The 24,335-nt window shown below is 62.4% G+C and carries 23 protein-coding genes and 1 pseudogene; 9 read left to right on the forward strand and 15 right to left on the reverse strand.

Going from position 1 to position 24,335, the window contains the following annotated elements; genetic code table 11:
* Positions 1 to 14: 14 nt before the first annotated feature.
* The 3 genes from KI243_RS19240 to KI243_RS19250 all read right to left on the reverse strand — a co-directional run bounded on the left by KI243_RS19240 (position 15) and on the right by KI243_RS19250 (position 3,094).
* Positions 15 to 1,370 (reverse strand): MATE family efflux transporter, encoded by a 1,356-nt coding sequence (locus KI243_RS19240; protein ID WP_177087886.1) that lies wholly within the window; start codon positions 1,368 to 1,370, stop codon positions 15 to 17.
* Positions 1,371 to 1,458: 88 nt separating this feature from the next.
* Complete coding sequence (locus KI243_RS19245) at positions 1,459 to 2,478, reverse strand: hypothetical protein (protein ID WP_212809762.1); 1,020 nt, start codon at positions 2,476 to 2,478, stop codon at positions 1,459 to 1,461.
* A gap of 85 nt (positions 2,479 to 2,563) precedes the next feature.
* Positions 2,564 to 3,094 carry a DUF3087 domain-containing protein gene (locus KI243_RS19250; RefSeq protein ID WP_177118711.1) on the reverse strand — a complete coding sequence of 177 codons (531 nt, stop codon included), beginning with the start codon at positions 3,092 to 3,094 and terminating at the stop codon, positions 2,564 to 2,566.
* A gap of 345 nt (positions 3,095 to 3,439) precedes the next feature.
* Between KI243_RS19250 and KI243_RS19255 the strand changes: the two genes are divergently transcribed.
* On the forward strand, positions 3,440 to 4,510 hold the full coding sequence (locus tag KI243_RS19255; protein WP_212809763.1) for a hypothetical protein: 1,071 nt from the start codon (positions 3,440 to 3,442) through the stop codon (positions 4,508 to 4,510).
* Positions 4,511 to 4,513: 3 nt separating this feature from the next.
* Here KI243_RS19255 and KI243_RS19260 read toward each other — a convergent pair whose 3' ends face one another.
* Complete coding sequence (locus KI243_RS19260; protein WP_177087882.1) at positions 4,514 to 4,978, reverse strand: Lrp/AsnC family transcriptional regulator; 465 nt, start codon at positions 4,976 to 4,978, stop codon at positions 4,514 to 4,516.
* A 143-nt stretch (positions 4,979 to 5,121) separates the two neighbouring features.
* Here KI243_RS19260 and KI243_RS19265 point away from each other — a divergent pair, with 143 nt between their 5' ends.
* From KI243_RS19265 to KI243_RS19275, 3 genes are all read left to right on the forward strand, one after another.
* Positions 5,122 to 6,384 carry a Zn-dependent hydrolase gene (locus KI243_RS19265; RefSeq protein ID WP_212809764.1) on the forward strand — a complete coding sequence of 421 codons (1,263 nt, stop codon included), beginning with the start codon at positions 5,122 to 5,124 and terminating at the stop codon, positions 6,382 to 6,384.
* A gap of 45 nt (positions 6,385 to 6,429) precedes the next feature.
* Positions 6,430 to 7,650 carry a diaminopropionate ammonia-lyase gene (locus KI243_RS19270; RefSeq protein WP_212809765.1) on the forward strand — a complete coding sequence of 407 codons (1,221 nt, stop codon included), beginning with the start codon at positions 6,430 to 6,432 and terminating at the stop codon, positions 7,648 to 7,650.
* A 128-nt stretch (positions 7,651 to 7,778) separates the two neighbouring features.
* Entirely contained in the window at positions 7,779 to 8,537 is a 759-nt protein-coding gene (locus KI243_RS19275) for an apolipoprotein A1/A4/E family protein (protein WP_212809766.1), read from the forward strand.
* Between the two features lie 205 nt (positions 8,538 to 8,742).
* Here the strand turns inward: KI243_RS19275 and KI243_RS19280 are convergent.
* Positions 8,743 to 9,603: pseudogene (locus KI243_RS19280) on the reverse strand (LysR family transcriptional regulator); the annotation flags it as partial.
* A 249-nt stretch (positions 9,604 to 9,852) separates the two neighbouring features.
* On the opposite strand from KI243_RS19280, the gene ampC reads away from it, so the two are divergent.
* Positions 9,853 to 11,019: a class C beta-lactamase gene (gene ampC / locus KI243_RS19285; RefSeq protein ID WP_063824051.1), complete on the forward strand. Its 1,167-nt coding sequence runs from the start codon at positions 9,853 to 9,855 to the stop codon at positions 11,017 to 11,019.
* 35 nt (positions 11,020 to 11,054) lie between these two features.
* On the forward strand, positions 11,055 to 11,456 hold the full coding sequence (locus KI243_RS19290) for a hypothetical protein (protein ID WP_042934985.1): 402 nt from the start codon (positions 11,055 to 11,057) through the stop codon (positions 11,454 to 11,456).
* Between the two features lie 7 nt (positions 11,457 to 11,463).
* On the opposite strand, the gene KI243_RS19295 is transcribed toward KI243_RS19290, so the two are convergent.
* Positions 11,464 to 12,375 (reverse strand): helix-turn-helix domain-containing protein, encoded by a 912-nt coding sequence (locus tag KI243_RS19295; RefSeq protein WP_177087872.1) that lies wholly within the window; start codon positions 12,373 to 12,375, stop codon positions 11,464 to 11,466.
* A 172-nt stretch (positions 12,376 to 12,547) separates the two neighbouring features.
* On the opposite strand from KI243_RS19295, the gene KI243_RS19300 reads away from it, so the two are divergent.
* Genes KI243_RS19300 through KI243_RS19310 form a run of 3 tightly spaced genes read left to right on the forward strand, consistent with a single transcriptional unit; the run spans position 12,548 to position 16,340 of the window.
* Positions 12,548 to 13,906, forward strand: a complete 1,359-nt coding sequence (locus KI243_RS19300) for a glutamine synthetase family protein (protein WP_017125226.1) — start codon at positions 12,548 to 12,550, stop codon at positions 13,904 to 13,906.
* Positions 13,907 to 13,953: 47 nt separating this feature from the next.
* Positions 13,954 to 15,042: a polyamine ABC transporter substrate-binding protein gene (locus tag KI243_RS19305; protein ID WP_103032540.1), complete on the forward strand. Its 1,089-nt coding sequence runs from the start codon at positions 13,954 to 13,956 to the stop codon at positions 15,040 to 15,042.
* Positions 15,039 to 16,340, forward strand: coding sequence for an FAD-binding oxidoreductase (locus KI243_RS19310; protein ID WP_177087870.1), 1,302 nt, complete (start codon positions 15,039 to 15,041; stop codon positions 16,338 to 16,340). The genes KI243_RS19305 and KI243_RS19310 overlap by 4 nt, the downstream gene beginning before the upstream one ends.
* 90 nt (positions 16,341 to 16,430) lie before the next feature.
* Here the strand turns inward: KI243_RS19310 and KI243_RS19315 are convergent, their stop codons facing one another.
* The 9 genes from KI243_RS19315 to KI243_RS19355 form a co-directional block, all read right to left on the reverse strand.
* Entirely contained in the window at positions 16,431 to 16,703 is a 273-nt protein-coding gene (locus tag KI243_RS19315) for a colicin immunity domain-containing protein (protein WP_212809767.1), read from the reverse strand.
* Between the two features lie 759 nt (positions 16,704 to 17,462).
* A complete protein-coding gene (locus KI243_RS19320) occupies positions 17,463 to 18,041 on the reverse strand; it encodes a TetR/AcrR family transcriptional regulator (protein WP_212809768.1) in 579 nt (192 codons plus the stop codon).
* A gap of 130 nt (positions 18,042 to 18,171) precedes the next feature.
* Positions 18,172 to 18,537: a RidA family protein gene (locus KI243_RS19325; protein ID WP_017125222.1), complete on the reverse strand. Its 366-nt coding sequence runs from the start codon at positions 18,535 to 18,537 to the stop codon at positions 18,172 to 18,174.
* Between the two features lie 23 nt (positions 18,538 to 18,560).
* Complete coding sequence (locus KI243_RS19330) at positions 18,561 to 19,790, reverse strand: D-amino acid dehydrogenase (RefSeq protein ID WP_103032542.1); 1,230 nt, start codon at positions 19,788 to 19,790, stop codon at positions 18,561 to 18,563.
* Positions 19,790 to 21,214, reverse strand: a complete 1,425-nt coding sequence (locus KI243_RS19335; protein ID WP_212809769.1) for an amidase — start codon at positions 21,212 to 21,214, stop codon at positions 19,790 to 19,792. The genes KI243_RS19330 and KI243_RS19335 overlap by 1 nt, the downstream gene beginning before the upstream one ends.
* Positions 21,215 to 21,218: 4 nt before the next feature.
* Positions 21,219 to 21,902 carry an amino acid ABC transporter permease gene (locus KI243_RS19340; protein ID WP_017125218.1) on the reverse strand — a complete coding sequence of 228 codons (684 nt, stop codon included), beginning with the start codon at positions 21,900 to 21,902 and terminating at the stop codon, positions 21,219 to 21,221.
* On the reverse strand, positions 21,899 to 22,555 hold the full coding sequence (locus tag KI243_RS19345) for an amino acid ABC transporter permease (RefSeq protein ID WP_017125217.1): 657 nt from the start codon (positions 22,553 to 22,555) through the stop codon (positions 21,899 to 21,901). The genes KI243_RS19340 and KI243_RS19345 overlap by 4 nt, the downstream gene beginning before the upstream one ends.
* Positions 22,556 to 23,344, reverse strand: coding sequence for an amino acid ABC transporter ATP-binding protein (locus tag KI243_RS19350; RefSeq protein WP_244861748.1), 789 nt, complete (start codon positions 23,342 to 23,344; stop codon positions 22,556 to 22,558).
* A gap of 67 nt (positions 23,345 to 23,411) precedes the next feature.
* Complete coding sequence (locus tag KI243_RS19355) at positions 23,412 to 24,281, reverse strand: ABC transporter substrate-binding protein (protein ID WP_178991900.1); 870 nt, start codon at positions 24,279 to 24,281, stop codon at positions 23,412 to 23,414.
* Between the last annotated feature and the right edge of the window lie 54 nt (positions 24,282 to 24,335).

Here is a 24,335-nt window from a genome sequence, read left to right on the forward strand (position 1 = left end):
AGGGCCATCCGCGCTCAGATCAGGCGCTCGATCCGCTTGTGTCGCCATACCAGGCGGTAGTAGGCGCTCTGCAGTACGAGCATGCCGATATAGGCCGCCGGGAATGCCATCCACACGCCTTCGAGGCCCAGGCGGGCATCGAGCAGGTAGGCCACCGGCAACTCGATCCCGACGATGCAGAAGATGATGATCAGCACCGGCACCATCACCGTGCCGCTGGCGCGCATGATGCCGCCGATCACGGCCTGGAAGCCGAACACCAGCAGGCTCCAGAGCATGATATGCAGCAGGTGCTCGGCAGTCGCCTGGGTGGCCGGGTCGGTGATGAACAGTCCCAGCAACCAGTGGGAAAGCCCGTAGCCGAGGACGATCAGGCCACCGGTCAGGCAGGTGTTGATCAGCAGGCCGGTGCGCAGGATCGGGCCGATCCGTTCCTGACGCCCCGCACCGATGGCCTGGGCCCCGAGAATCGAGGCGGTGATGGCGATCGACAGCGCCGGGAACTGCACGTAGTTGACGATCTGCGTGACCGCGCCATAGGCCGCCGTGGCCTGGGAACCGTGCTGGTTGACCAGGGACAGGATCACCAGTTCGGACAACGACAGCACGATCATCTGCAAGCCGGTCGGCAGGCCGATACGCAGGACCTTGCCGAGGATCGCCCGGTCCAGGCGCATTGCCGCCAGCAGGGCGCGGTCCGGCGCCATGACGCTGTTCTTGTGGCGCAGGCGCAGGGCCAGGAACAGCATGGCGCAGGCCGTCCCCGCCAGGCCGGCCAATGCCGCGCTCTGGATGCCCATCTGCGGCAGCCCGAGCCAGCCGCGAATCAAGGCCGGGGTCAGCAACAGGCCGACACCGGTGGACACCAGCAACGCCAGCAGCGGCGATACCGTGTCACTGATTCCACGCAGCAACTGCGTGAACAGCACGAAGAGCAGCAGCAGCGGCATGATCAGCATCATCACCTGCGCATAACGGACGGCATCGTCCAGCACGTCGGCGGGTGTGCCCAGCCCCTGCAAGGCAGGCCGGGCGAAGATGCTCCCGAGCACCGCCGCTACCAGCCCGATCAGCGCGCCGAGGGCCAGGGTCGTGCCGACCACGGCCTTGACGGCCTCCGGCTCGCGCGCCCCCCAGGCCTGCCCGATCAGCACCGAGGCGCCTGCCCCCAGGCCGATGATCAGGGCGATGAAAAAGAACACCACCGGGAACATGCCGGACACCGCCGCCAGGGCCTGGGTGCCGAGCATCTGCCCGATATAGATACTGTTGAGCGTGCCGGAGAACGATTGCAGGAAGTTGGACAGCACCATGGGTGCGAGAAAAACCAGGTAGACCTGCCAGAGGGGGCGTTGCGGGCGTGGCTGCATGAAAGACTCGAATCCCTGATGATGTGCATCGACGTAGGCGCCGACTCTACCTTAATAGAAGCCTTCGGGATGAGTTTGCGTCACATGTTCAGGGGCCGGATATCTCTCGGGATATCGGTTCCCTGGCGGTGATCGCCAGGGCCCCCTCGATCTGCCCCGATAGATAATAGACGCCCGCCATCACCCCCGTACCGGGGCTGTTCAGCGATTTGAGCCAGGCCTGGTCGAAGGCCGCTCCCAGGTTTTTGCGAATCTGCGCATCGGTATTGGGTCGATCGCTCTCGTGGCTCATCGCACGGATACCGGCCACGCCAACGGAAATCATCGCCCCGGCCACCCGCCCTACCGCCGCCGCGACGGCACCGGCCACGCCCCGACCGGCGAACTGGGCCTCAAGGTCTTCGCGGGTCTGCCTGGCCACCGCGGAGATGCCGACACCCGGCTCGTCCGACGGTGCTCCGGCGGCGGTGCGAACCCTATCGGCCAATGCCGCATAGGCCGGCAATGTATTCAGGGGTTGTGCCTGCAACAGGTGATAGAGGGAGGCATTGCGCGCCGGGGGCGGCCCCAGCGTGATGGCCGGAATGGCCTGGAGGTGACGGTCCAGTTGCTCCGACGGCACGCCATGACGTTGGGCAATGGCCCCGGCCTGACGCCCCATCAGTTCCACATAGAATTGCGTCGACTGCTCGAGGATCACCTCCGGATCGATCTCCACCGCGACCGGCGCCAGCACGCGCCGTTGATACTGATCCTGCAGGTAGACTGCCAGGCGCCTGGCCGACGGATCAGCTTCGCCGCGCTCGTTGAGCTTGTACCAGCCGACCTTGACCGACAGCCACTCCTGGGTCCAGTAGCTGTTGTACCAGGGCAGGAATTTTTCGTCGGTCTGCTGGTAGACCCGCGTTCGCCAATGGTCCATGGCGCCGCGCGCATACTCTTCGGCCTGACGGGTGGCCTCCTGCGAGGCGAGCACCAGATCGACGTCGACCTGCAGCCAGGTCTGCGGGCTGACATTGACGGCTACCGGATTCTCTCGGGCGCGCTCATGGCCGATGCATCCGGCCAGCACCGCGATCAAGGCGAAGATCCACCCACGCCGGCTCACGCTCGCCACTCCCTGAAACAGGCGCGGTCACAATCGGCCGCACGCCTTCGAATGCCTTGAGTATAGGTCGCGAACGCCTGGCACCCTAGCGCGTGGCGGTTTTCCTGACGGCTTCCAGCCATTGCGGATCCAGCCGGGGTTGCTCGGGGTCGAGCCCGAGCGTTTCCATGGCCGCCTTGTGCTGGTCGATCTCATGGACCATCTGGCTGAGGCTGCTGGAGTTGCCGTCCAGCTGATGCATCTGGGTCAGCCCCAGGTGATAGAAACGCAGCAGCTTCATCGCCACCGGATCATTGGTTTGCACCTGCACGGTCACCTGGTGCATGACGTTGGTGATCCGCATCAGGCTGCGCTTGAGCTGCCAGCCATAGACTGCCGCGGCCATCCACGGCTGCGACCAGAATACCTGGCGCATCAGCGCCGCCATCAGCAGGACCGCTGCGAACACGCCGCCGGCGTTGAAGCGGAAGTTGTCGCCACCGGGCGTGCCGAAGAGCATGACCGCCAGCCCGGACAGCAGCATCGCCAGCACGACGAAGAGCACCGCGATGATCAGGGTGCTACGACGGGTCTGCTGCCGATAGGTCTCGGGATTGAACGGCTCGATTTCAAACATGGGGAGGGAACGCCTGGAGTGAGGAAAGCCCGGCATTATCGGGCCTGATGAGCGACGCGGGGGCATCCGGGTCAATGAAAAGTGTTCCGCGAAACAAGGACCATGCCCGTTATCGTCCCGGGCCAGACGCTTCGCGCGCCTATTGGTCTCCTCGTTTACCCACGGATTGGCCGCTTACACGCCTCACTCTTGCCTGCATGATCTGCCACGGTGCAAACGCTGGTGCAGCAGCCCCAGCGTACCTCACGCACCACCCGACGTTCCACTCCTGCCATGCCCGCCCGGGACGTTTTCCCGTGGCTTCGTGCCCGGCCGGACCTTATTTGCCGATGGATGATCCAACCCATGCCCGACAATATTGCCTCAGAGACGCTCCACGCCCACCGGGACAGGCAAGACACCCGGACCAGACGACTGATCGTCTGGGCGCCGGCCCTGAGTGCCGCGCTCTATCCGTGGATACTCGACGCCTTTCATCGAACGGTATCGGCAGGCGGCGACAACCAGGCGCTGTCGGCCGGCGCAAGCCGTCTGGCTGCCCTCTGGCTACTCGTCGCTTTCCTGGTCCCCCTGGGCAACCTGCTGCTGGCCGGACAATCCCCGCATCCGGCACTCTCCTCGACGATTCAGCGCCGGGCCAGGCGATTTGCGATGCTGGCGATGGCGGCGCCGACGATCTATGTATTTTTCGGCGTGCTCACCTACATGGCAGGCAGCACGCTGCCGGATAAATGGCTCTGGACGCCGATCTGGCTATTGCTCGGGGCATGGCTGAACAATAGCCGGAATGCCGACGAACCAGTACGCGCACCCGCCAGCGCAAAGCTGCGTGTCGCCCATGGTATCGCCGGTTCTCTGGCGACCCTGTATGTACTGTTTCATCTGTTCAACCACCTCTTCGGACTGGTCAGCCCCGAGTCTCACGCGACGGTGATGGAGATCGGCCGCCACGTCTATCGGGCCCCCGTGATAGAACCGCTGCTGGTCCTGGTCATGCTCTTCCAGATCGGCAGCGGCCTGCACCTGGCATGGACCTGGAGCTACCAGGGCGTCGATCGCTATCGCATGTTCCAGGTGGCCTCGGGGTTGTTTCTGGCAGTGTTCATCCTCGGGCACATGAACTCGGTCTTCATTTTCGCCAGGACCTTTCTCGGCATCCCCACCGACTGGGCCTTCGCCACGGGCGCACCGACCGGACTGATTCACGACCCGTGGAATATCCGCCTGGTGCCCCACTATGCGCTGGGCGTGTTTTTTGTACTGACCCACCTGGCCAGCGGTCTGCGCGGGGTGATGCTGGCCCATGGTGCCAGGCCATCTTTCGCCAATCGCGCATGGTGGTGTGGTGCCGCAGTCAGCGCGTTGCTGGCCGCGGCGATTCTTTGCGGCATGTGCGGCGTTCGGCTGTTCGCCTGACGGCTACTCGTCGACCGGCACCTGCAGGCCGGCCTTGACGCTGCTCATGGAGACCAGCGTCTTGAAGCGCTTGACGTTGTTGTTCTCGAAGAACAGCCGCCGGGTAAGCTCGGTGTAGTGCTCCATGCTCCGCACCGCCAGGATCAGGACGAAATCCCACTCTCCGGCCGTGTAGTAGCACTGCTGGACCTGGGGACAGTCGGCAAAGCTGCGCTTCATTGCATCCAGCAGGTCCAGGCGCTCACTTTCCACCTCGACCTCGGCAATGATCGTCAACGGATAACCGAGCACGACGGGATCGACCACGGCGACGGTCTTGCGGATAGCACCGATCTGGCCCAGGCGCTTGAGCCGGCGATTGACGGCAGCGGGCGACAGGTTGACCCGCTCGCCCAACTCGCTCTGGGACAGCCCGGCATTTTCCTGGACCGCGGCGATCAATCGGCGGTCGAACTCGTCCAGGCTCAAGGAACACCTCGCAATAAAATTGATCAGACTTGCTCGATGATGCAAGAAAACATCAGCCATAGCCTGAATTTCAAGGAAAGAATCAACATCACGCGGGATATTATTTCATTCACCCCCAGAACCTCCAGACAAGAGAGTCGCCGATGACCGATCCCGTCCCCCACACCGCCCTGCACCTGAACAGCAACGAACTCCTGCGACAGATCCAGGTGCTTGGCGAGATCGGCCGCGACCATGAGGCAGGAGGACGTACACGCATCGCCTTCACCGACGCGGAAAAAGCCGGGCGCGATCAACTGGTCGAGTGGATGAACGAATTGGCACTCGAGATACGGATCGACCGCATCGGCAATATCTTCGGCACCTTGAACCCTCGGCATGGCACCGCGCTGGCGCCGCTGATGATCGGCTCCCATATCGACACCGTGACCAACGCCGGCGCGCTGGATGGCTGCTACGGCGTGCTCGCCGGCCTGGCGGTGGCCCGCGCCTTTCGCGAGGCTGACGAGCATCCCGCCCGCCCGTTGGTGATTGCCGCGTTCAGCAATGAAGAAGGCGTGCGCTACCAGCCGGACATGATGGGTTCGCTGGTGCACGCCGGTGGCCTGACGCTCGAGGTGGCACTGTCGACCCGGGGCACCGACGGCACGCGCCTCGGCGATGAGCTGGCGCGTATCGGCTATGCCGGCGAGTTGCAGCCGGGCAGCATCGTGCCCCATGAATACCTGGAGTTGCACATCGAACAGGGACCGATCCTGGAAGCGGAAAACACCCTGATCGGCGTGGTCGAGAACCTGCAGGGCATCTCCTGGCAGCGGGTCACGGTACAGGGCAACGCCAATCATGCCGGCACCACCCCGATCAACCTGCGCCATGATGCCGGCTGGGCCGCCAGCACCCTGGTCAGTCAATTGCGCGAGATCGCCCTGGCTTCGGCCGGCACCACCCTGGCGACTGTCGGCTGCATGCGTTTCGAACCGGATGTGATCAACGTGATCCCGCGCAAGGCGACATTCACCGTCGATCTGCGCGATCCGGACGAGGCCCGCCTGCAAGCGGCCGAACAACGCCTCAACGCGATCATCGGGCAAGTCGCCGAGCAGGAAGGCGTACATATCCAGTGCGAACAACTGGTGCGCTTCCAGCCGGTGGTCTTCGATACCGGACTGGCGGACGAAATCGAGGCCTCGGCCCGACGCCTGGGATTCTCGTCACGGCGCATGACTTCCGGGGCCGGACATGACGCCCAGATGATCGCCCGTATCGCCCCGGCGGCGATGATCTTCGTGCCAAGCCAAGGCGGCATCAGCCACAACCCACGGGAACACACCGACGACGGGCAACTGCTCAAGGGCGCCGAGGTGTTGCTCGACGTTGTGACCCGCCGCCTCGCCACTTGCCGCTGATCGCCCGCGAGTCCCACGCCCGCTTCCCGTCCCTTGGAGTATTCCATGCTGATCACCAATGAAAATGCCTGCCGCCAGGACTACCCCGATGAACTGAAGGCCATTCTCAACATTGAGCAAGCCAACCAGAGCCGTGCCTGGCTGGCCGGCTGGAACCGGCTGAACCCGGGCCCGACGCCGCTGTTCGAACTACCGGACCTGGCAGCCAGCCTGGGCATCGACCAACTGTGCGTGAAGGATGAATCGGCACGCTCCGAACTCGGCAGTTTCAAGGCCCTGGGTGCCCCGGTCGCCCTGCTGCACCTGTTGCTTCGGCAGTTTGCGCAACGGCACTTCGACGTGGCGCGCCTGCTCAACGGCGACTATCGCGACACACTGGCCGACTTCACGGTCATCAGCGCCACCGATGGCAATCACGGGCGTGCGCTGGCGGCGGCGGCGCAAAGCATCGGCTGCCGTTGCGTTATCGTCCTGCATGCGAATGTCAGCCACGAACGGGAAGCCGCCATCGCCGCCTATGGCGCGCGGATCGTACGCATCAGCGGCCACTATGACGCCTCCGTCGAAGAGGCTGCGCGGCTGGCAACCGCCAATGGCTGGTGGGTGGTTTCCGATACCTCCTATGAAGGGTACGAGGATATCCCCCGCGACGTGATGCAAGGCTACGGCACCATTGCCGCCGAAGTGCTCGAACAGCACCATGGACAACCCGCCTTTACTCATCTGCTGTTGCAAGGCGGCGTCGGCGGCCTGGCCGCCGGGATCGCCAGCTACTTCTGGGAACACCACGGGCAGGCCCGGCCACGGATGATCGTGGTAGAACCGCGGCAGGCCGACTGCCTCCTACAGAGTGCCATCAATGGTCGTGCCAGCCGGACCCAGGGCTCGGTGGACTCGGTAATGGCCGGACTGGCCTGTGGCGAAACCTCTCCCCTGGCGTGGAAATTCCTGCGTCCGGGCATCGATCACTTCCTGGCGATCGAAGACGATGAAGCGGTCGACGCAATGCGCCTCCTGGCCCGTGGCAGTCGACGCGACAGCCCGCTGATAGCGGGCGAGTCGGCGGTGGCCGGACTGGCCGGACTGATCCATCTGCTCAAATCCCCGGCACTCAAGGACGAGGTGGGTCTGGATAGGCACTCACGGGTCTTGCTGATCAGCACCGAGGGTGCCACTGCCCCCTCGGTCTACGAGGCGCTGGTGGGAGAAACCGCCCAGGCGGTGGCCCGGCGGCAACGGGACTGGGCGTCTCGCCAGGCTACATAAAACGATCAACTGCGCGCAAAAAGCTAAGGACTTACCTACAAAATCTGAAGAAAAGCCTGACTATCAGACCCTGCAAGTTTGAGTCGATTATTCCACCAGAATCGCTATCGTCTATTGCAGGAGCAACGATGAGACTATCCCTGAGCCTATACGATGCGCTGGTCGCCACCAACGCTCCGACCGACAAAGCCAAGGCTGTGGTAGATGCCTGGGAGGCCGATATGCAGGACTTTACGTCAAAGCCAGATCTGCTACAGACCGAAGAGCGCCTGCGGACGTCAATCAAGGAACAGGGTGATGAGTTGCGCGGTTCGATCAAAGAACTGGGTAACGAGCTACGCAGCTCGATCAAGGAGCAGAGTCATGAACTACGTAACCTGATCAGCGAGCAAGGTAATGAGTTACGCGCCTCGATCAAGGAGCAGAGCAACGAACTGCGCGGCCTGATCAGCGAGCAGGGCAATGAGTTACGCAACTCGATCAAGGAGCAGAGCAACGAACTACGCGGTCTGATCAGCGAGCAGGGCAATGAGTTACGCAGCTCGATCAAGGAACAGTGTAACGAGCTACGTGGCCTGATCAACGAGCAAGGCAATGAGTTACGCAACTCGATCAAGGAGCAGGGCAATGAGCTACGCAGCTCGATCAAGGAACAGTGTAACGAGCTGCGAACCCTGATGTTTGAACAGAATGCCGAGCTCCGTTCACAGATCAGGGAACAAGGCAGCGAGCTGCGCCTATCGATGCAGGAACAGGGAGCGGAGCTGCGATTGTCGATGTCGGGCATGCAGTCACAGATCAATGTAATGCGCTGGCAGATTGGCCTGGTCATCGTCTGCGTCGCCATTCCGCTGTTCAAGCTGGCGTTCGAGTTGCTGGCTCCCTGAACCAGCCTGACCCGACGTGTTGAATCATCATTTCGATTGATCATTCAAATCGCAAAACAGAATTTTTTATTTTCAACAGTCCCCTCCAGGATAGGCCACCTCCTATCCTGCCGGACGCTCACTTATGAATCTGAATTTGGCCATCGCTTGTGCAATCGTGGTGTCGTTTGCCATTGCCCTGATTCACTCCTGAATCCTGAAGTTGCTCGATGAGCCAACTGCGAAAGGCAGCCATTGCCGACGTTTCCGGACGTGACTGCAGCCTTGTCAGCCAGTAACTACCCGTCACGATGCCGATATCGAAGGGTTGGCGGATATCACCGGCGTCCAGTTGCCGGGAGAACATCATGCTCGGTGCCAGGGCCACTCCGGCGCCCTGGAGCGCCACCTCCATCATCGCCAGCGAAGAATCGAAGACGATGCTGTTGGTGACCAGGCTGTTACCCGGCAATCCGGCGGCCTGGAACCATTCCGGCCACTCGTCCGTACGGTAGGAACGCAGCAGCGTCTGTTTCAATACGTCCGCCGGGGTGTGGAGTTGCCGGGCAATTTCCGGAATACACAACACCGACAGTGGTGCCTCCAACAGACGCATGGCGTCGACCCCATGCCATGCCCCCGCGCCAAAACGAATGGCGAAGTCGAGCCCTTCGGCCGCCACGTCCACCCGGTTGTTGTTGGTCGACAGACGCAGGTCGATAAACGGATGGCGAGCCTGGAAATCCGCCAGGCGCGGCAACAGCCAGCCCACCGCAAAGGTCCCGACCGCCCCCACTGTCAGCACCTCGCGATAATGGCCTCCCTCGAACCGACCCAGGGCCTGCGCGATCCGATCGAAGGAGTCGCGCACCACCGGCAGCAGGCTTTCGCCCTCGGCGGTCAGCATCAGGCCACGGGGCAGGCGCTTGAACAACGTGACCTTCAACTGACTTTCCAGGCTCTTGACCTGATGACTGACCGCCGCCTGGGTCACGCACAGCTCGACAGCCGCCCGGGTAAAGCTCAGATGGCGTGCCGACGCTTCGAACGCACGCAGGGCATTCAACGGCAGGTGAGGTCGAACCACACTTGATCTCCTAATTTTCCTAATGGCTAATCCGAAAATTCGTCGTTTGCCGATGATAGGGTCATCGCATAGATTGAGCCTCGCATTGCACACCAGCCTCCTTGTCGCCTCGTGCTCGGCAGCCGCTGTCACCGCTCGATGCGGTGTTCGTCAATCCATCAGGCACTTGAGGGCGAAGACGGACCGCCCTTGAGCCTGCCCGGCAAAATGTAACAAAACAAGATGAAATTCATGGAAAGTAGCCAGATCATGCCAAAGAAAATTCCTTTCACAAGCACATTGCTCGCCACCCTCCTGGGTCTGCTCGGCTCCGGAAACTGTCTTGCCGCCGCTGCCACACCTGCCGAACTCAAGGCTGTCGTGGACGCAGCGGTTCGTCCCCTCATGCAGGAACAGGGCATTCCCGGCATGGCCGTGGCGGTACTCGTCAATGGCCAGGCACATTACTTTAACTACGGCGTGGCGTCGAAAGCCGGCAAGCAGGCCGTGACGGAAAACACCCTGTTCGAGATCGGTTCGGTCAGCAAGACCTTTACCGCCACCCTCGCCGGCTACGCCGTCGCCCAGGGCAAACTGTCGCTCTCGGAAAACGCCAGCCACTACCTGCCCGAGCTGCGAGGCAGTGCCTTCGACAAGATCAGCGTACTGCAACTGGGTACCTACACTCCCGGCGGCCTGCCGCTGCAATTTCCGGATGAGGCGGACAGCTCGGACAAGATGCTCGGCTACTTCCAGAACTGGAAACCGACTTACCCCGCCGGCGAGCAACGGCAGTATTCGAATCCGAGCCTCGGCCTGTTCGGCTACGTGGCAGCCAGAAGCCTGGGCCGGCCGTTTGATGATCTGATGGAAAAGACGCTGCTTCCCAAGCTGGGGCTCCAGGATAGCTACGTCAGGGTCCCCAAGGACCGGATGAACCGTTATGCCCAGGGTTACAAGAAAGACGACTCCCTTTCCAGGGTCGGCCCTGGTGCGATGGACTCCGAAGCCTATGGCATCAAGACCACATCCAGCGACCTGCTGCATTACGTCCAGGTGAACATGAAGCCGCAACAGCTGGAGGCGCCGTTGCAGCAGGCGATCGCCTTGACCCACACCGGCTACTACCAGTTCGGGAACACCACCCAGGGCCTGGGTTGGGAGCTCTACCCCTACCCGGTCAAGCTGGATACCCTGACCGAAGGCAACTCGAACACGATGCTTGACCCGCAGAAAACCAGCTGGTTCAAGACGCCAGAGGCACCACGCGCCGACAGGTGGGTGAACAAGACCGGCTCGACCAGTGGCTTCGGCGCCTATGTCGCCTATGTACCAGCCAAGGATATCGGCATCGTGATGCTGGCCAACAAGAACTACCCGAATCCGCTTCGGGTCAAGGCCGCCTATGAAGTGCTGAGTGCGCTGCAAAGCCGATGAGCAAAAGCCGGCCCGGTTAGCTATGATCGGAGTCCATGAACCCCATGCCTCCGATCCGCCAGCCCTGTCCACCCGGCGCCTGCATCTGCGAGCGGGAACGCTTGCTGGACACGCCCGGCACCGACCTGCGAATCCTGCGCCTGACCCGCCAGGAGGAGAAGGTGCTGCTCGACCGGCTCGAAGACCTCAAGAGCCTGGCGGACCTCGAACGCCTGCAACATCGAATGTACGAACAACTGGGGATTCGCGTGACCATCGCCCCGGGCCCCAACGAAGTACGGACCATGCGCGGTATCGGCATTCATATCGACGAACTGCCCGGCATGTGTCGCAAGACCCGCCAGTCGATCCCCGCGGCGATTCGCCGTGGCCTGGAAAAACATCCGGAAATAGCCTACGAACTGCTCAACGCCCATGACTTGCTGGGCGGTCTCTGATCCCCGCCTAGCGGATCAGTTGCCGACGCTTCAGGGTCTCGCTCGGCAACTCCTTGAACAGTGCCCGATAGCTGCTGGAAAACCGCCCCAGGTGCCAGAACGACCAATGCATCGCCACCTCGGCAACCGTGGTCTCCAGGTTGCGACTGCGCAGCAACTCATTGCGCGCGCTGTTCAGGCGGCGCAGGCGCAGCCAGTGGGTCGGGGTCATCCCGGTGAACGCCTTGAAGGCATGCTGCAACTGGCGCAATGAAACCCCGGCGACCTGGGAAAGCTCCAGCAGGTTGAGAGTCTCCTCGGGGGCATCGGCCGCCCATTCGCCGATACGCTTCATGATCCCCCGCTCCTCCGCCCGACGCTGCAGCGAGCCGTGATCCAGACGCACACAGGCGTTATCGAGGATATACAGGCAGTCCTCCAGCAGTTGCCCGGTCAGGACCTCCCGGCTCGGCGGATCGAAGGTCTGTGCCAGGCGCGTCAACGTCCCGCTCAGCCAACGACAGAACAACGCATTCTGCTGCGCGTTGAGCGGCGCCAGGAACAGGCCCTCCAGCCTCGCGACATCCAGGCCATGGCGCTGGACGAACTCCGGTCCGAACACTACCGCTATCTCCTGGTAGTTCTCCGGGGTGATCCAGATATTGCGGCTTTCGCCATTGAGCACATACAAGGCGTTGTCACTGCGATCGAAACAGAACGCCAGCGAGCCCGTCGGCGCGCTGAAATTCTGCTCGACGCGGGTGTTCATGCACTCCTCGTAGATTTCCACGCCGTGCAGGTCGAGATAGCGGATCTGCCCGGCGAAATGCCCGGGCGACATCTGCTGGTAATGCTGGACCCAACCCGGCGTCGCGCGGATCTGCTCGGCCACGTCGGCGGTATTGAACGCTTGGACCCGCAAGGGAATTGACTCTGTCATGGGCTGACCGTCGCGCACTTTTTTGGTGCGTCTTAGAGCTCAAAAAGTGGATAGATGGAACCACAAAGCTCGCCCAAGATAGTCGTCAATGCGCTGCAGGGGAAGCCTCCCGCCGTTTTCAGGCAAACCGGAGGCCAAACCTGGCGTTGATAAAACCAACGACGAGGTCCTTATGAATGCCCCTTTCGATCAGCTGTCTTCCTGGCTGAAAGAACACAAGATTACCGAAGTAGAGTGTGTGGTCAGCGACCTGACCGGTATCGCTCGCGGCAAGATAGCGCCCACCAACAAGTTCCTGCATGAACGAGGCATGCGCCTGCCGGAAAGTGTGCTGCTGCAAACGGTAACCGGGGACTTCGTCGATGACGATGTCTATTACGACCTGCTCGACCCCGCCGATATCGACATGATCTGCCGCCCCGACGCCTCGGCGATCTACGTGGTGCCATGGGCCATCGAGCCGACCGCCATCGTCATCCACGACACCTTTGACAAACAGGGCAACCCGGTCGAGCTGTCGCCGCGCAACGTCCTGAAGAAAGTCCTGCAGCTCTACACCGACAAGGGCTGGCAGCCCATCGTCGCCCCCGAGATGGAGTTCTACCTGACCCAGCGCTGCGAAGACCCGGACCTGCCGCTCAAGCCGCCACTGGGCCGTTCGGGTCGTGCCGAGAGCGGCCGACAGTCGTTCTCCATCGATGCCGCCAACGAATTCGATCCGCTGTTCGAAGACGTCTACGACTGGTGCGAACTGCAAGGCCTGGATCTCGACACGCTGATCCACGAAGATGGCCCGGCGCAGATGGAAATCAACTTCCGCCATGGCGACGCCCTCGACCTGGCCGACCAGATCACCGTATTCAAGCGCACCCTGCGTGAAGCGGCGCTCAAGCACAACGTCACCGCGACCTTCATGGCCAAGCCCATCGCCGACGAACCCGGCAGCGCCATGCACCTGCACCAGAGCGTGGTCGACATCGCCACCGGCAAGCCGATCTTCGTCAATGAAGACGGCTCCAAAAGCGAGTTGTTCCTGCACCACATCGGCGGCCTGCAGAAGTACATCCCCAAGGTCCTGCCGATGTTCGCGCCCAACGTCAACTCGTTCCGCCGCTTCCTGCCGGACACCTCGGCACCGGTCAACGTCGAATGGGGCGAGGAAAACCGCACCGTCGGCCTGCGCGTCCCCACTTCCAGTCCCGATGCCATGCGCGTGGAAAACCGCCTGCCGGGGGCCGACGCCAACCCGTACCTGGCCATCGCCGCCAGCCTGTTGTGCGGCTACCTGGGCATGATCGAAGGCATTGAGCCCAACGCGCCCGTGGAAGGCCGCGCCTATGAACGTCGCAACCTGCGCTTGCCGATCACCATCGAGGATGCCCTGGCACACATGGAGGATTGCCCGACCATCGACCGCTACCTGGGCACCCAGTTCGTGCGCGGCTACGTCGCGGTCAAGCGCGCCGAACACGAGAACTTCAAGCGCGTGATCAGCTCCTGGGAACGCGAGTTCCTGTTGCTGAGCGTCTGATCCCGAACCCTTTACCCACGTTAAAAACCACTCAACGAGGTGTCGATATGCGTCTATTGAAATCCGCGATTCCGGTCGCCCTGGCATTGCTGTTCAGTGCCACGGCCCACGCCGAACCGACCGTCAGTGTCTACAACTGGACCGACTACATCGGTGAAACCACCCTCGCCGACTTCCAGGCGAAGAGCGGAATCAAGGTGATCTACGACGTGTTCGACTCCAACGAAACCCTGGAAGGCAAGTTGCTGGCCGGACGCACCGGCTACGACGTGGTGGTGCCTTCCAACCACTTCCTCGCCCGCCAGGTAAAGGCCGGGGCCTTCCTCAAGCTCGACCGCTCGCAACTGCCGAACTGGAAGAACCTCGATCCGAAACTGCTCAAGCTGCTGGAGAAAAACGATCCGGGCAACGAGCACTCGGTGCCTTACCTGTGGGGCACCAATGGCATCGGCTACAACGTCGAGAAGGTCAAGCAGGTCCTGGGCATCGACCATATCGACTCCTGGGCGGTGCTGTTCGAGCCGGAGAACCTGAAGAAGCTGACCCAATGCGGCGTGTCGTTCATGGACTCGCCGGATGAAGTGTTCCCGGCAATCCTCAACTACATGGGCATGGACCCGCGCAGTTCCAATCCCGAGGACTACAAGAAAGCCGAGGCCAAGCTGCTGACCCTGCGTCCCTACATCACCTACTTCCATTCCTCCAAGTACATCTCGGACCTGGCCAACGGTGATATCTGCGTCGCCTTCGGTTACTCCGGCGACGTGTTCCAGGCCGCCAACCGGGCCAAGGAAGCGAAGAACGGCATCAATATCGCCTACTCGATTCCCAAGGAAGGCAGCAACCTGTGGTTCGACCTGCTGGCGATCCCGGCCGACGCCGCCAACGTGAAAGAAGCCCACGCCTTCATCAACTACCTGCTGGATCCGCAGGTGATCGCCAAGGTCAGCGCCACGGTCGGCTATGCCAACCCCAATCCGGCCGCCCAGCAATACATGGATGCCGACCTGGTGAACAATCCTGAGGTCTATCCACCGCAGGAGGTTCTCGACAAGCTGTACATCTCGACCACCCCGAAACCGGAAATCATGCGCCTGATGACCCGCTCCTGGAGCAAAGTGAAGACCAACAAATGATCCATGACAGCACGATGGAACATGCCCGTTCCTATTACGCTGCGTCCGCCCACTCGCTGCCGGATCGACCCCGGCTCGAGTCGCAGCTGACGGCCGACGTCTGCGTGATCGGAGGCGGCTTCACCGGTGTCAACACGGCGATCGAACTGGCCCAGCGCGGACTTTCGGTCATCCTGCTCGAAGGTCGGCGCATCGGCTGGGGCGCCAGCGGACGCAATGGCGGCCAGTTGATCCGTGGCATCGGTCATGATGTCAGCGGCTTCGCCAGGTACGTCGGCGAGGATGGCGTGCGTTACCTGGAACGTGCCGGCATCGAGTCGGTGGCGGTGGTCGGCGAGCGGATCAGCCAGCACGCCATCGACTGCGACCTGCGCTGGGGCTTCTGCGAACTGGCCAATACCCCGGCGCAGTTCGCAGCGTTCCGTGCCGAGCAGGAACACCTGGCGGAACTGGGCTACGGCCATGAGACGCGAATTGTCGAGCCACGGGACATGCGCCAGGTGGTGGCATCCAGCGCCTATGCCGGTGGTCTGATCGACATGGGCTCCGGCCACCTGCACCCGCTCAACCTGGTGCTCGGCGAAGCCCGGGTGGCGGAGTCGCTGGGGGTGCGGATCTTCGAGCAGAGTCCGGTACTCGAACTGGTTCACGGCGATACCGTGCAGGTCCGCTGCGCCGCCGGCTCGGTACGTGCCGGCAGCCTGGTGCTGGCCTGCAACGCGCATCTGGAAGACCTTGAGCCACGGCTGAACGGCAAGGTCCTGCCAGCCGGTAGCTACATCATCGCCACTGAACAGCTGACGCCGGCAATGGCCGCCGAACTGATCCCGCAGAACCTGGCGCTGTGCGACCAGAAGGTCGGCCTGGATTACTACCGCCTTTCCGCCGACCGTCGCCTGTTGTTCGGCGGCGCCTGCCACTACTCCGGACGGGACCCGGCGGATATCGGTGCCTATATGCGACCGAAGATGCTCAAGGTATTCCCGCAACTGGCCGATGTGCGTCTCGACTACCAATGGGGCGGCAAGATCGGCATCACCGCCAACCGCTTCCCCCAGGTCGGACGTTTGCAGCAGCACCCGAATGTGTTCTATGCCCAGGGGTATTCGGGTCACGGCGTCAACGTGACCCACTGGACCGCCCGCCTGCTGGCCGAAGCCATCCATGCCGGCCAGAGCCAGGGCATGGATATCTTCAGTGCAGTACCGCACATGACCTTCCCCGGCGGCAAGGCCCTGCGCTCGCCGCTGTTGGCGCTGGGAATGTTATGGCATCGATTGCGGGAGGTGGTGGGCTGAGGGTACACGCAGGCCGATCAGGAACAAACCTCGTTACTCCCTTCGAATAACGGGGCTTGCTCTTGATTAACCCTGAATAGAAAAGGTGGCTCAAATGAGTTTAAATTTATCCAGGGTGTCCCTCACTCGCTTCCTGAACTCACCTTCATCAGTCTCTGATTCATCGCGACCAGGCTCCGGCTGATAACAGTCGGCATGCATGAAGATGTCCGAGCAGCACTCCGAGAGTTCAGGATCATCCTTTTGCAGAAAACCGCTTTCGCCTTCGCTCTTCCAGGATTTCATATAAGACTTAGCAAACTGATCTGCCGGAACGCCACCAGAAACAAATGTCTTCGCAAGAATGACAAGTTCCATGCTCATCACAACACCTCTTTATCTATGTAGGCGTGGCAATCACCGAGTAATTCGAACGGTCGCCATAAATCCGATAAGGCAGATCCACCGTGCCTACAGATGCGGCGATCTCCGAAAGATTATCCGGAAAGTCCGGAATCAAATCCCTGAAAGGCATCGTGGTAGCTCGCCCATTTCGCGCCAACCTGACCGCTCACCTGCCAGCGCTATATGGCCTGTTTTTTTGCTCAAGCTCATATTCTGTATCAGTCGACACTGTTCTGAGACGCGAGTCATATTCATCGGCGACAGACTGAAAATCCGTTTCGCCGCCCATCAGGTCGGACAGGAGATTCGGTGTGGCCTCACGGATCCTGCCCGGACCTCCCTCCCCTCGTCGTGGCCCCTCCTGAAGCCCCCAGCCGTTGCCGTCTCCTGCGTAGCTTCCACCCACGCCAGTGCCGAAGGTCTGTGGCCTTCCCGCCACGATGTGCAAAGGTCTGATTTCAAACACCTGCCCTGGTACATATCTCTCGTCCGCCATCATCAAGTCTCCACCTACATGATTACCCCCATTCAGAACGTTCACTTTCGTATACTTCGAACGGAGCTGTTGTAAGCAATAAACCTGGCGTCGGAGAGGATTGACCCTTTATTACGTGGGACTGCGGCTACATATATATTTAACTGCATTGCGACAGGATCCTGTCGCAATGCAAGAGCAATACAAACCAGCGGGTCATTCAGAAGCCCGATAACCTGCGCTGATCTGCGGTTGAAATGCCCTCAGACGAGGACGCGCTTGAAAACCACGGTCATGAACTGCTGCAGGGCGAGCCCGTCCTTTTCCACCTTGGTGCGCAGGACCGCGCCCTGCCAGGCATTCAGGACGAACGACGCCAGCTCCGCGGCCGCCACATCGCGGCCGACCAGGCCCAGGTCCTGGGCCTCACGGATACAGATTTCCAGGGCGCGGGCCCAGCCGGCATATATCTCGGACAGGCGATCACGCACCAGCCGGCTCTGCTCGGAGAGTTCGGAAGAGAAGTTGCCGATCAGGCAACCGGAGAGGAACCTGTCATCGACCCGGGCGGCCGCCAGCGCCTCGAAATAATGCCGTAGGCGCACCAGCGGATCGCCCAGGGACTCGTCACTGAGGATCACTCTGTACCGGCCCTTCTGCCAGTAGCGCTCCAGCACTTCGACGGCAAACGCATCCTTGCTGTCGAAGTAGTTGTAGAAAGAGCCTTTCGGGACGCCCGCCAGGTCGGCGATCTCCTGGACTCCGGTGCCATTGAAGCCCTGGGTGGCGATGATGCTCAGCCCTGCTTCGATGAGCTTTTCCCGTACCTGTGATACTGCCATGTCCATTGCACCGTTCGTTGACACGAATGATTTGATCGGTTGGTTTACAGGCCAACCGATAAACCTCTGCCAACAGTTTACCGCAGCTTGCTTCTTCAGCAGCGGGTCGACTCCCCGGTACGGTCATGGATCACGAGATCAGCTCTGCCCTGGCCGCAATCACCATGATCTCCACCAGCACCTCGGGATGCGCCAGGTTGGCTTCGACCGTGGCCCGGGCCGGCGAGCCGCCTTGTGGCAGCCACGCATCCCACACCGCGTTCATCGCGGCGAAGTCGCGGTCGATATGCTTGAGCCAGATCTGTGCGCTGAGCAGGTGGGTCTTGTCGCTACCCGCCTCGGCCAGCAGCCCGTCGATCTTTGCCAGCACCTGGCGGGTCTGGGAGGTGATATCGCCTTGCAGGTCGCCGGGAACCTGGCCGGCCAGATAAAGCACGCCGCCATGGCTGACTACACCGGACATCCGCGCATTGCTCTGGAAACGTTGAATCGTCATCGGTCGTTCTCCTTGGATAAAATTCAGTGGGTCGTGTGTTCGACCAACCGTACCAGTCGCTGCGCACTGCCAAAGGCCAGGGTCATGCCCAGTGCGCCATGACCGGTATTGAGGTACAGGTTACTGCCTGCGGGGCATTCAAGCACAGGCCTGCCGGTGGGTGTTGCCGGCCGCCAGCCGGTCCAGGGCTGGCAGTCCCCGATGTCCCAGCCTCCACCGAACAGCGCCTCCGTCGAGGCCTGCAACTGCTCGATCCGCGCCGGCGGAATCGACGCATCCATTCCACACAACTCCACCATCCCCGCGACTCGCAGGCGATCGCCGATACGGGCGAACACGGTCTTGCGGCGCATATCGGTGATGCTCACCGTCGGTGCCCGGGTGTGTCCGGTAATCGGCAGGGTGATGCTGTAGCCCTTGAGCGGATACACTGGCAGGCGGCGGCCCAGTTGCGCCAGCAAGCCGGTGGTGTGGGCGCCTGCCGCCAGCACCACCGCCTCGCAGTGCAGCACTTCGGCTCCCTCGCGGACATGGCGCAGGTTCAACGCGGTGATAAGTTGGCCCTGGCGCCGGAAGCCCTCGACCTTGCGCCCGAACAACAACTGCACGCCCTCGTCGGCCATGATCCGGGCCATTTCGCGACACAGCTTGAGTCCGTCCACCGCGCACTCGCTGTCGGTATGGATCGCACCGTGGAACGCCGACCGATAGCCGGCCAGCGCCGGCTCTATCGCCACCGCCTCGCTGGCGCTGACTGTCTGCTGTCGCGATCCCAGGCCGGCCTGGAAGCGCAGTTGATGCTGCGCCTTGTCCAGGCTTTCGGCATCCGGGTACAACACCAGCTTGCCGGTTCGAGTGAAATCGCAATCCAGTTGTTGCTCCTGCATGAAGCCATCCAGGGCCTGGCGACTCTCGGTGGCCAACGCCAGCAGCTCCACGGTGGTCTGGCGGGAGACCGAGGTCCGGCAGGCGGCCAGGAACTCCATACACCAGCGCCATTGCTCCGGGCTCCATTGCGGGGTGAAGCGCAAGGGACCGCTGCGGTCGAGCAGCAACTTGGGGATACCGGGCAACAGCGACGGGTCGGCCAGCGGCTGCACATAGCTGTAGCTCAACTGTGCACCGTTACCGGCTACGGCGCCCATGCCGGGCCCGGATGCCTGGTCGACCACCGTGACCCGATGCCCGGCCTGGTGCAGGAACCAGGCACTGCTCAGGCCGACGATGCCCGCGCCTACCACGCAAATCTCCATTACACCGCCTCCTTGTCCAACGCCCAGCCGCTCGGATTGATCTGGTGCCAGTCTGTCCGCTGCTGATAGGCATGGCCGATGCGCAGGATCAGCGGCTCGGCGAACGCCCGGCCAACCACCTGCATCGACACCGGCATGCCCTGGTCGTCAAAACCCACCGGCAGCGCCACCGAACACAGGTTGAGCAGGTTGGCGAAACGTCCCAGCAGGGCCAGTGGCGTACCGTACTCATCAACCTGATCCAGCGGTACGCTGCCGACGGCATTGGTCGGGAACACACAGGCATCGACATTCAGCATCGCTTCCTGCATGGCCTTGCGCGCCGCACGACGCTGGTGGTGCAGCTCGATATAGGCCGCCGCGTCGATGGCCTTGCCGCTCAGCACGCGCCGTTGCACATGGGGATCGAAACGCAGGTCGGGCTGTTCGAACAGCGTGCCGAGGCTGGCATATCCTTCGGCGCTCATCAGTCCGCCGGCCACCCGCATGCACGACTCCAGCGAGCGTGGCAGTGGCTGCTCCACCAGGTGCATGCCCAGGGCGGCCAGTTGTTCCAGGCCATGATCGTAGGCCGCCAGGATATCCGGCGCAATGGCGGCACGTTCGGCCTGCGGCAAGACCCAGACCCGCAGGCCGGCCACCGACTGGTCGAGTCCCGCCGCGGCACTGAACACCGGCGCCCGGGCCGAGACCGGGTCCAGCGGGTCCGGGCCGAGCAAGGCGTCGAGCATCCACGCCGCGTCTTCGACGGTGTGGGTGAGCGGTCCCACCGAATCCAGCGACGGACACAGCTCGATCAACCCATGGCGACTGATCAGCCCGCGCGTGGTCTTCAAGCCCACCAGGCCGCACATGCCGGCGGGAATCCGTACCGAACCGCCGGTATCGGTCCCCAGGGCAGCGCTGGCCAGGCCGCTGGCTACCGCGACCGCCGAGCCGCTGCTGGAGCCGCCCGGAGCCCGATGGACCTGGCGGTCCCAGGGATTCCAGGGCGTGCCCATCACCGCATTGGTGCCCCAGCCGCCAAACGCGAACTCCACCGTATGAGTCTTGCCCAGGATGATCGCGCCGGCCCGTTCCAGGCGCTGCACGGCCGTTGCCGTGAGCGTGGAGATACACGGACGTCGCGCCAGCGAACCACCCGTGATGGCCTGTCCGGCGATTTCAAACAGATCCTTGATCGCCACCGGGATGCCGTGCAACGGTCCCAGATCAACGCCGGCGGCACGCTGGCGATCGGCGGCGATGGCCGCGCCCAGGGCACGCTGGCTGTAGGCCTCGACATAGGCATTGAGCTGGCCGTTGAAACGCTCGATACGCGCCAGTTGGGCGAGCACCAGCGCCTCGCTGGTCAGCCGGCCACCGCGCAGCGCCTGCTGCAACTGGCCGATACTGTGGAAAGTGCTGTGGTCCAGGGAATTCATGCAGTCAACCTCTCAGGCTTTTGCGGCCACGGGAAAAGCGCTTCTCAAGCACACGCGACAGCAGGGAAAGCGGGAACGCGATCACGAAATAGAACAGGCCGACCAACAGGAAAATATGCATCGGCAGGAAACTCTCCGAGGCAATCGCCCGGGCGGCCAGCATCAGTTCATCGGTGGCGATCAGGGCGCACAGCGAACTGTCCTTGAGGATCGACACATAGGCGTTGAGCAACGGTGGCAGCATCCCGCGAATCGCCTGGGGCAGGATCACCGCGGTAAAGGCCTGGAACGGTGTCAGGCCGACGGCTATCGCCGACTCGCGCTGTCCGCGGTGCAGGGCATCCAGGCCACCGCGCAGGATCTCGGCGACATAGGCGCTGCCCTGCAATCCCAGTCCGAGGACACCGGCGGCGAAACCGGACAGGGTCAGGCCCAGGCTCGGCAGGGAGAAATACAGCGCCAGCAGCAAGGCCAGCAGCGGCAGCGCACGCATGCCCTGGATGAAGTACGCCGCCGGGCGACGCAGCCAGGCAAACGGGCTGCGCAAGGCCCAGGTCAGCAAGCTGCCGAGCAGCGCCGCCAGGGCAAAGCCGGCCAGCGACAGTTTCGCCGTGACCACGCCCCCTTGCAGCAGGCGCGCCGTCCAGTCGCTCCAGTACTCGGGGTATTGCGCGAAGAAGGCGATCATCGTGCGCTCCCCCACTGCCGTTCAAGACGGATAAAGCCCAGGCCGATGGGCAGGATCATCGCCGCGTAGATACACATCACCGCGAAGTAGATCAGCGAGGTCTGGAAGGTCGATGTCACCAGGTTGCGCGCCAGGAACATGATCTCCGGCACGGCGATGGCCGAGGCGATGGACGTGTCCTTGATCAGTTGCGTGACATAGTTGGCGAACGCCGGCAACGAGCGGCGCAGCGACTGCGGCAAGAGAATGCTCGCCAGGATCTGCGCACGGGTCAGGCCGACCGCCAGGCCCGCCTCGTATTGCCCGACATGCAGCGACTGCAGGCCGGCGCGGAAGATGTCGCAGAGCACCGCGCTGCCCACCAGGCTCAGGCCGGCGATGGCCGCCAGCCAGGCGGGCAGATTGATCCCCAGGTACGACAGGCCGAAATAGATCAGGAACAGATGCGCGAGGGCCGGCACATTGCGCATCCACTCGATGTAGCAGGCGATCCCCGCCCGCACCAGGCGCGAACGGCTGAAGGTCAGCCATACCGCCAGCGCCAGGCCACCGATACTCGCCAGCACCAGGGTGCACAGGGCGATCTCCAGCGCCGCCAGCGCACCGCTCAGCAGCAGGGGCAATAACCCGAAAAAGGTCTGGAGGCTGCTCATTCAAGCGTTCTCCATGGCCATGCGCCCGAGGAAGCTGCGGGTGCGCTCGTGGCTGGGATGATCGATCACCTGGGCCGAAGGTCCCTGTTCGACGATGTGACCGCCGTCCATGAAGATCACCCGGTCGGCCACGTCGCGGGCAAAGCGGACTTCATGGGTCACCATGATCATGGTCCGCCCCTCCTCGGCCAGCTCGCGGATCACCGCCAGGACCTCGCCCACCAGCTCCGGGTCGAGGGCCGAGGTCGGCTCGTCGAACAGGATCACCTTGGGTTGCTGTGCCAGCGCCCGGGCAATCGCCACCCGTTGTTGCTGCCCGCCGGACAACTGCTCGGGATAGGCATCGGCCTTGTGCCTCAGATGGACCTTCTCCAGCATCGCCTCGGCCAGTTCATAGGCCTGCTTGCGCGGCATGCCGCGGGCCTTGATCGACCCCAGCGCGACATTGTCGCGTACGTTCAAGTGCGGCCACAGGTAGAACAGCTGGAAGACCATGGCGATCTCCAGGCGTTGCGGGGCCATTTCCCGATCGCTCAGCAAGCGCCGGCGCGAGCCGTCCGCGGCCTGCCCGATCAGCTCATCGCCAAGCCAGATCTCACCCTGGCTGGGTTTCTCCAGGTAATTGATACAGCGCAGGCAGGTCGATTTGCCGGAGCCGCTGGGGCCGATCAGCGACAGGGTTTCCCCGGCCTTGAGTTCCAGGCTGATGCCCTTGAGCACCGCCAGGTCGCCATAATGCTTGTACAGGTCACACACGCGCAGCAGCGCAGGTTCCATCAGGTCGGACATGTTGCTCACCCGCTTTTTTCTCGGTCTGGCGCAGGGTCGACAGGACGCCCCTGCGCACCACGCTTTGTTATTGGCAGCCAGGCAGTTTCCAGTCCGCCGGACGGTCGACGCTCAGGCGAAGGTCCTTGCCCTGGGGCATGAACCAGACATCCTGGGTCAGGCCATAGCGGGCGCCGATCTTGCGCATCTCGCAGGTTTTCCAGAGCGTCTGGATCTGTTCGTTGACCGCCGCCAGCAGCTGCGGATTGTCCTTGTTGAAACCGAACACCACCTGGCCCAGTCCGGTCAGCAGCGGGAAATCCGGATCGTTGTCGGTAAAGGCGTTGAAGTGCAGGTGCCATTGGGCATTGCGCGAAATGGCGTATTGCATGACCGGCGGATCACCGATCACCGCGTCGATACGCCCGGCCAGCAGGTCGCGCACGGCGGCGTCCGAGGTGTCGTAGAGCGTCACTTGCAGCCCGGGGATCCTGCGCATTTCAGGAATGAAGGAGAACCCGGTGATGGTCCCGACCTTCTTGCCCTGCAAGTCCTTGAGGGTCTTCCAGTCGGTCTTCCCGGTCTGGGTGATACCGTTCTTGAAATAGTGGATCGGATCGCTCAGGGCCATGATCTTCGAGCGCTGTTCGGTCCAGCCCATGGTCCCGGCCATCACGTCCACGCGGCGAGCCTGCACTGAAGCAATGGTCCCCGACCACTCCATCAGCGCCGGCTTGACCTTGAGCCCCAGTCTCTCAGAAATTTGTTGAAGGATTTCACCGTCATAGCCGACCATCTTGCTATCTTGATAACCGGTTCCCGGCATGTCGCCGCTGAACGCGATGGTCAGGCTGCCCGGCTCCACGGTATCCAGCGCGAGCACCGGGGCCGAAGCCAGCAGGGACAGCATCAATCCGGCGCAAAGGCCGGTAAAGCGTTGAATGCCAGACTTGTTCATCGTATGCACCTCGTTGGTTTTCTTATTGAACGACAGGACGTTGGGCAGGCCTCC

Origin of the sequence: Pseudomonas sp. Ost2 (assembly GCF_018326065.1) — a bacterium.
GTDB lineage: Bacteria > Pseudomonadota > Gammaproteobacteria > Pseudomonadales > Pseudomonadaceae > Aquipseudomonas > Aquipseudomonas gingeri.

Excerpts from the sequence above, each read along its gene's own strand:
- KI243_RS19350 (WP_244861748.1), bottom strand. The coding sequence starts at position 23,344 with ATGTCCGACCTGATGGAACCTGCGCTGCTGCGCGTGTGTGACCTGTAC.
- KI243_RS19330 (WP_103032542.1), bottom strand. The coding sequence starts at position 19,790 with ATGGAGATTTGCGTGGTAGGCGCGGGCATCGTCGGCCTGAGCAGTGCC.
- KI243_RS19300 (WP_017125226.1), top strand. The coding sequence starts at position 12,548 with ATGAATGCCCCTTTCGATCAGCTGTCTTCCTGGCTGAAAGAACACAAG.
- KI243_RS19345 (WP_017125217.1), bottom strand. The coding sequence starts at position 22,555 with ATGAGCAGCCTCCAGACCTTTTTCGGGTTATTGCCCCTGCTGCTGAGC.
- KI243_RS19325 (WP_017125222.1), bottom strand. The coding sequence starts at position 18,537 with ATGACGATTCAACGTTTCCAGAGCAATGCGCGGATGTCCGGTGTAGTC.
- KI243_RS19295 (WP_177087872.1), bottom strand. The coding sequence starts at position 12,375 with ATGACAGAGTCAATTCCCTTGCGGGTCCAAGCGTTCAATACCGCCGAC.
- KI243_RS19310 (WP_177087870.1), top strand. The coding sequence starts at position 15,039 with ATGATCCATGACAGCACGATGGAACATGCCCGTTCCTATTACGCTGCG.
- KI243_RS19335 (WP_212809769.1), bottom strand. The coding sequence starts at position 21,214 with ATGAATTCCCTGGACCACAGCACTTTCCACAGTATCGGCCAGTTGCAG.
- KI243_RS19305 (WP_103032540.1), top strand. The coding sequence starts at position 13,954 with ATGCGTCTATTGAAATCCGCGATTCCGGTCGCCCTGGCATTGCTGTTC.
- KI243_RS19320 (WP_212809768.1), bottom strand. The coding sequence starts at position 18,041 with ATGGCAGTATCACAGGTACGGGAAAAGCTCATCGAAGCAGGGCTGAGC.
- ampC (WP_063824051.1), top strand. The coding sequence starts at position 9,853 with ATGCCAAAGAAAATTCCTTTCACAAGCACATTGCTCGCCACCCTCCTG.
- KI243_RS19255 (WP_212809763.1), top strand. The coding sequence starts at position 3,440 with ATGCCCGACAATATTGCCTCAGAGACGCTCCACGCCCACCGGGACAGG.
- KI243_RS19240 (WP_177087886.1), bottom strand. The coding sequence starts at position 1,370 with ATGCAGCCACGCCCGCAACGCCCCCTCTGGCAGGTCTACCTGGTTTTT.
- KI243_RS19355 (WP_178991900.1), bottom strand. The coding sequence starts at position 24,281 with ATGAACAAGTCTGGCATTCAACGCTTTACCGGCCTTTGCGCCGGATTG.
- KI243_RS19270 (WP_212809765.1), top strand. The coding sequence starts at position 6,430 with ATGCTGATCACCAATGAAAATGCCTGCCGCCAGGACTACCCCGATGAA.
- KI243_RS19275 (WP_212809766.1), top strand. The coding sequence starts at position 7,779 with ATGAGACTATCCCTGAGCCTATACGATGCGCTGGTCGCCACCAACGCT.
- KI243_RS19340 (WP_017125218.1), bottom strand. The coding sequence starts at position 21,902 with ATGATCGCCTTCTTCGCGCAATACCCCGAGTACTGGAGCGACTGGACG.
- KI243_RS19265 (WP_212809764.1), top strand. The coding sequence starts at position 5,122 with ATGACCGATCCCGTCCCCCACACCGCCCTGCACCTGAACAGCAACGAA.
- KI243_RS19250 (WP_177118711.1), bottom strand. The coding sequence starts at position 3,094 with ATGTTTGAAATCGAGCCGTTCAATCCCGAGACCTATCGGCAGCAGACC.
- KI243_RS19290 (WP_042934985.1), top strand. The coding sequence starts at position 11,055 with ATGAACCCCATGCCTCCGATCCGCCAGCCCTGTCCACCCGGCGCCTGC.
- KI243_RS19315 (WP_212809767.1), bottom strand. The coding sequence starts at position 16,703 with ATGAGCATGGAACTTGTCATTCTTGCGAAGACATTTGTTTCTGGTGGC.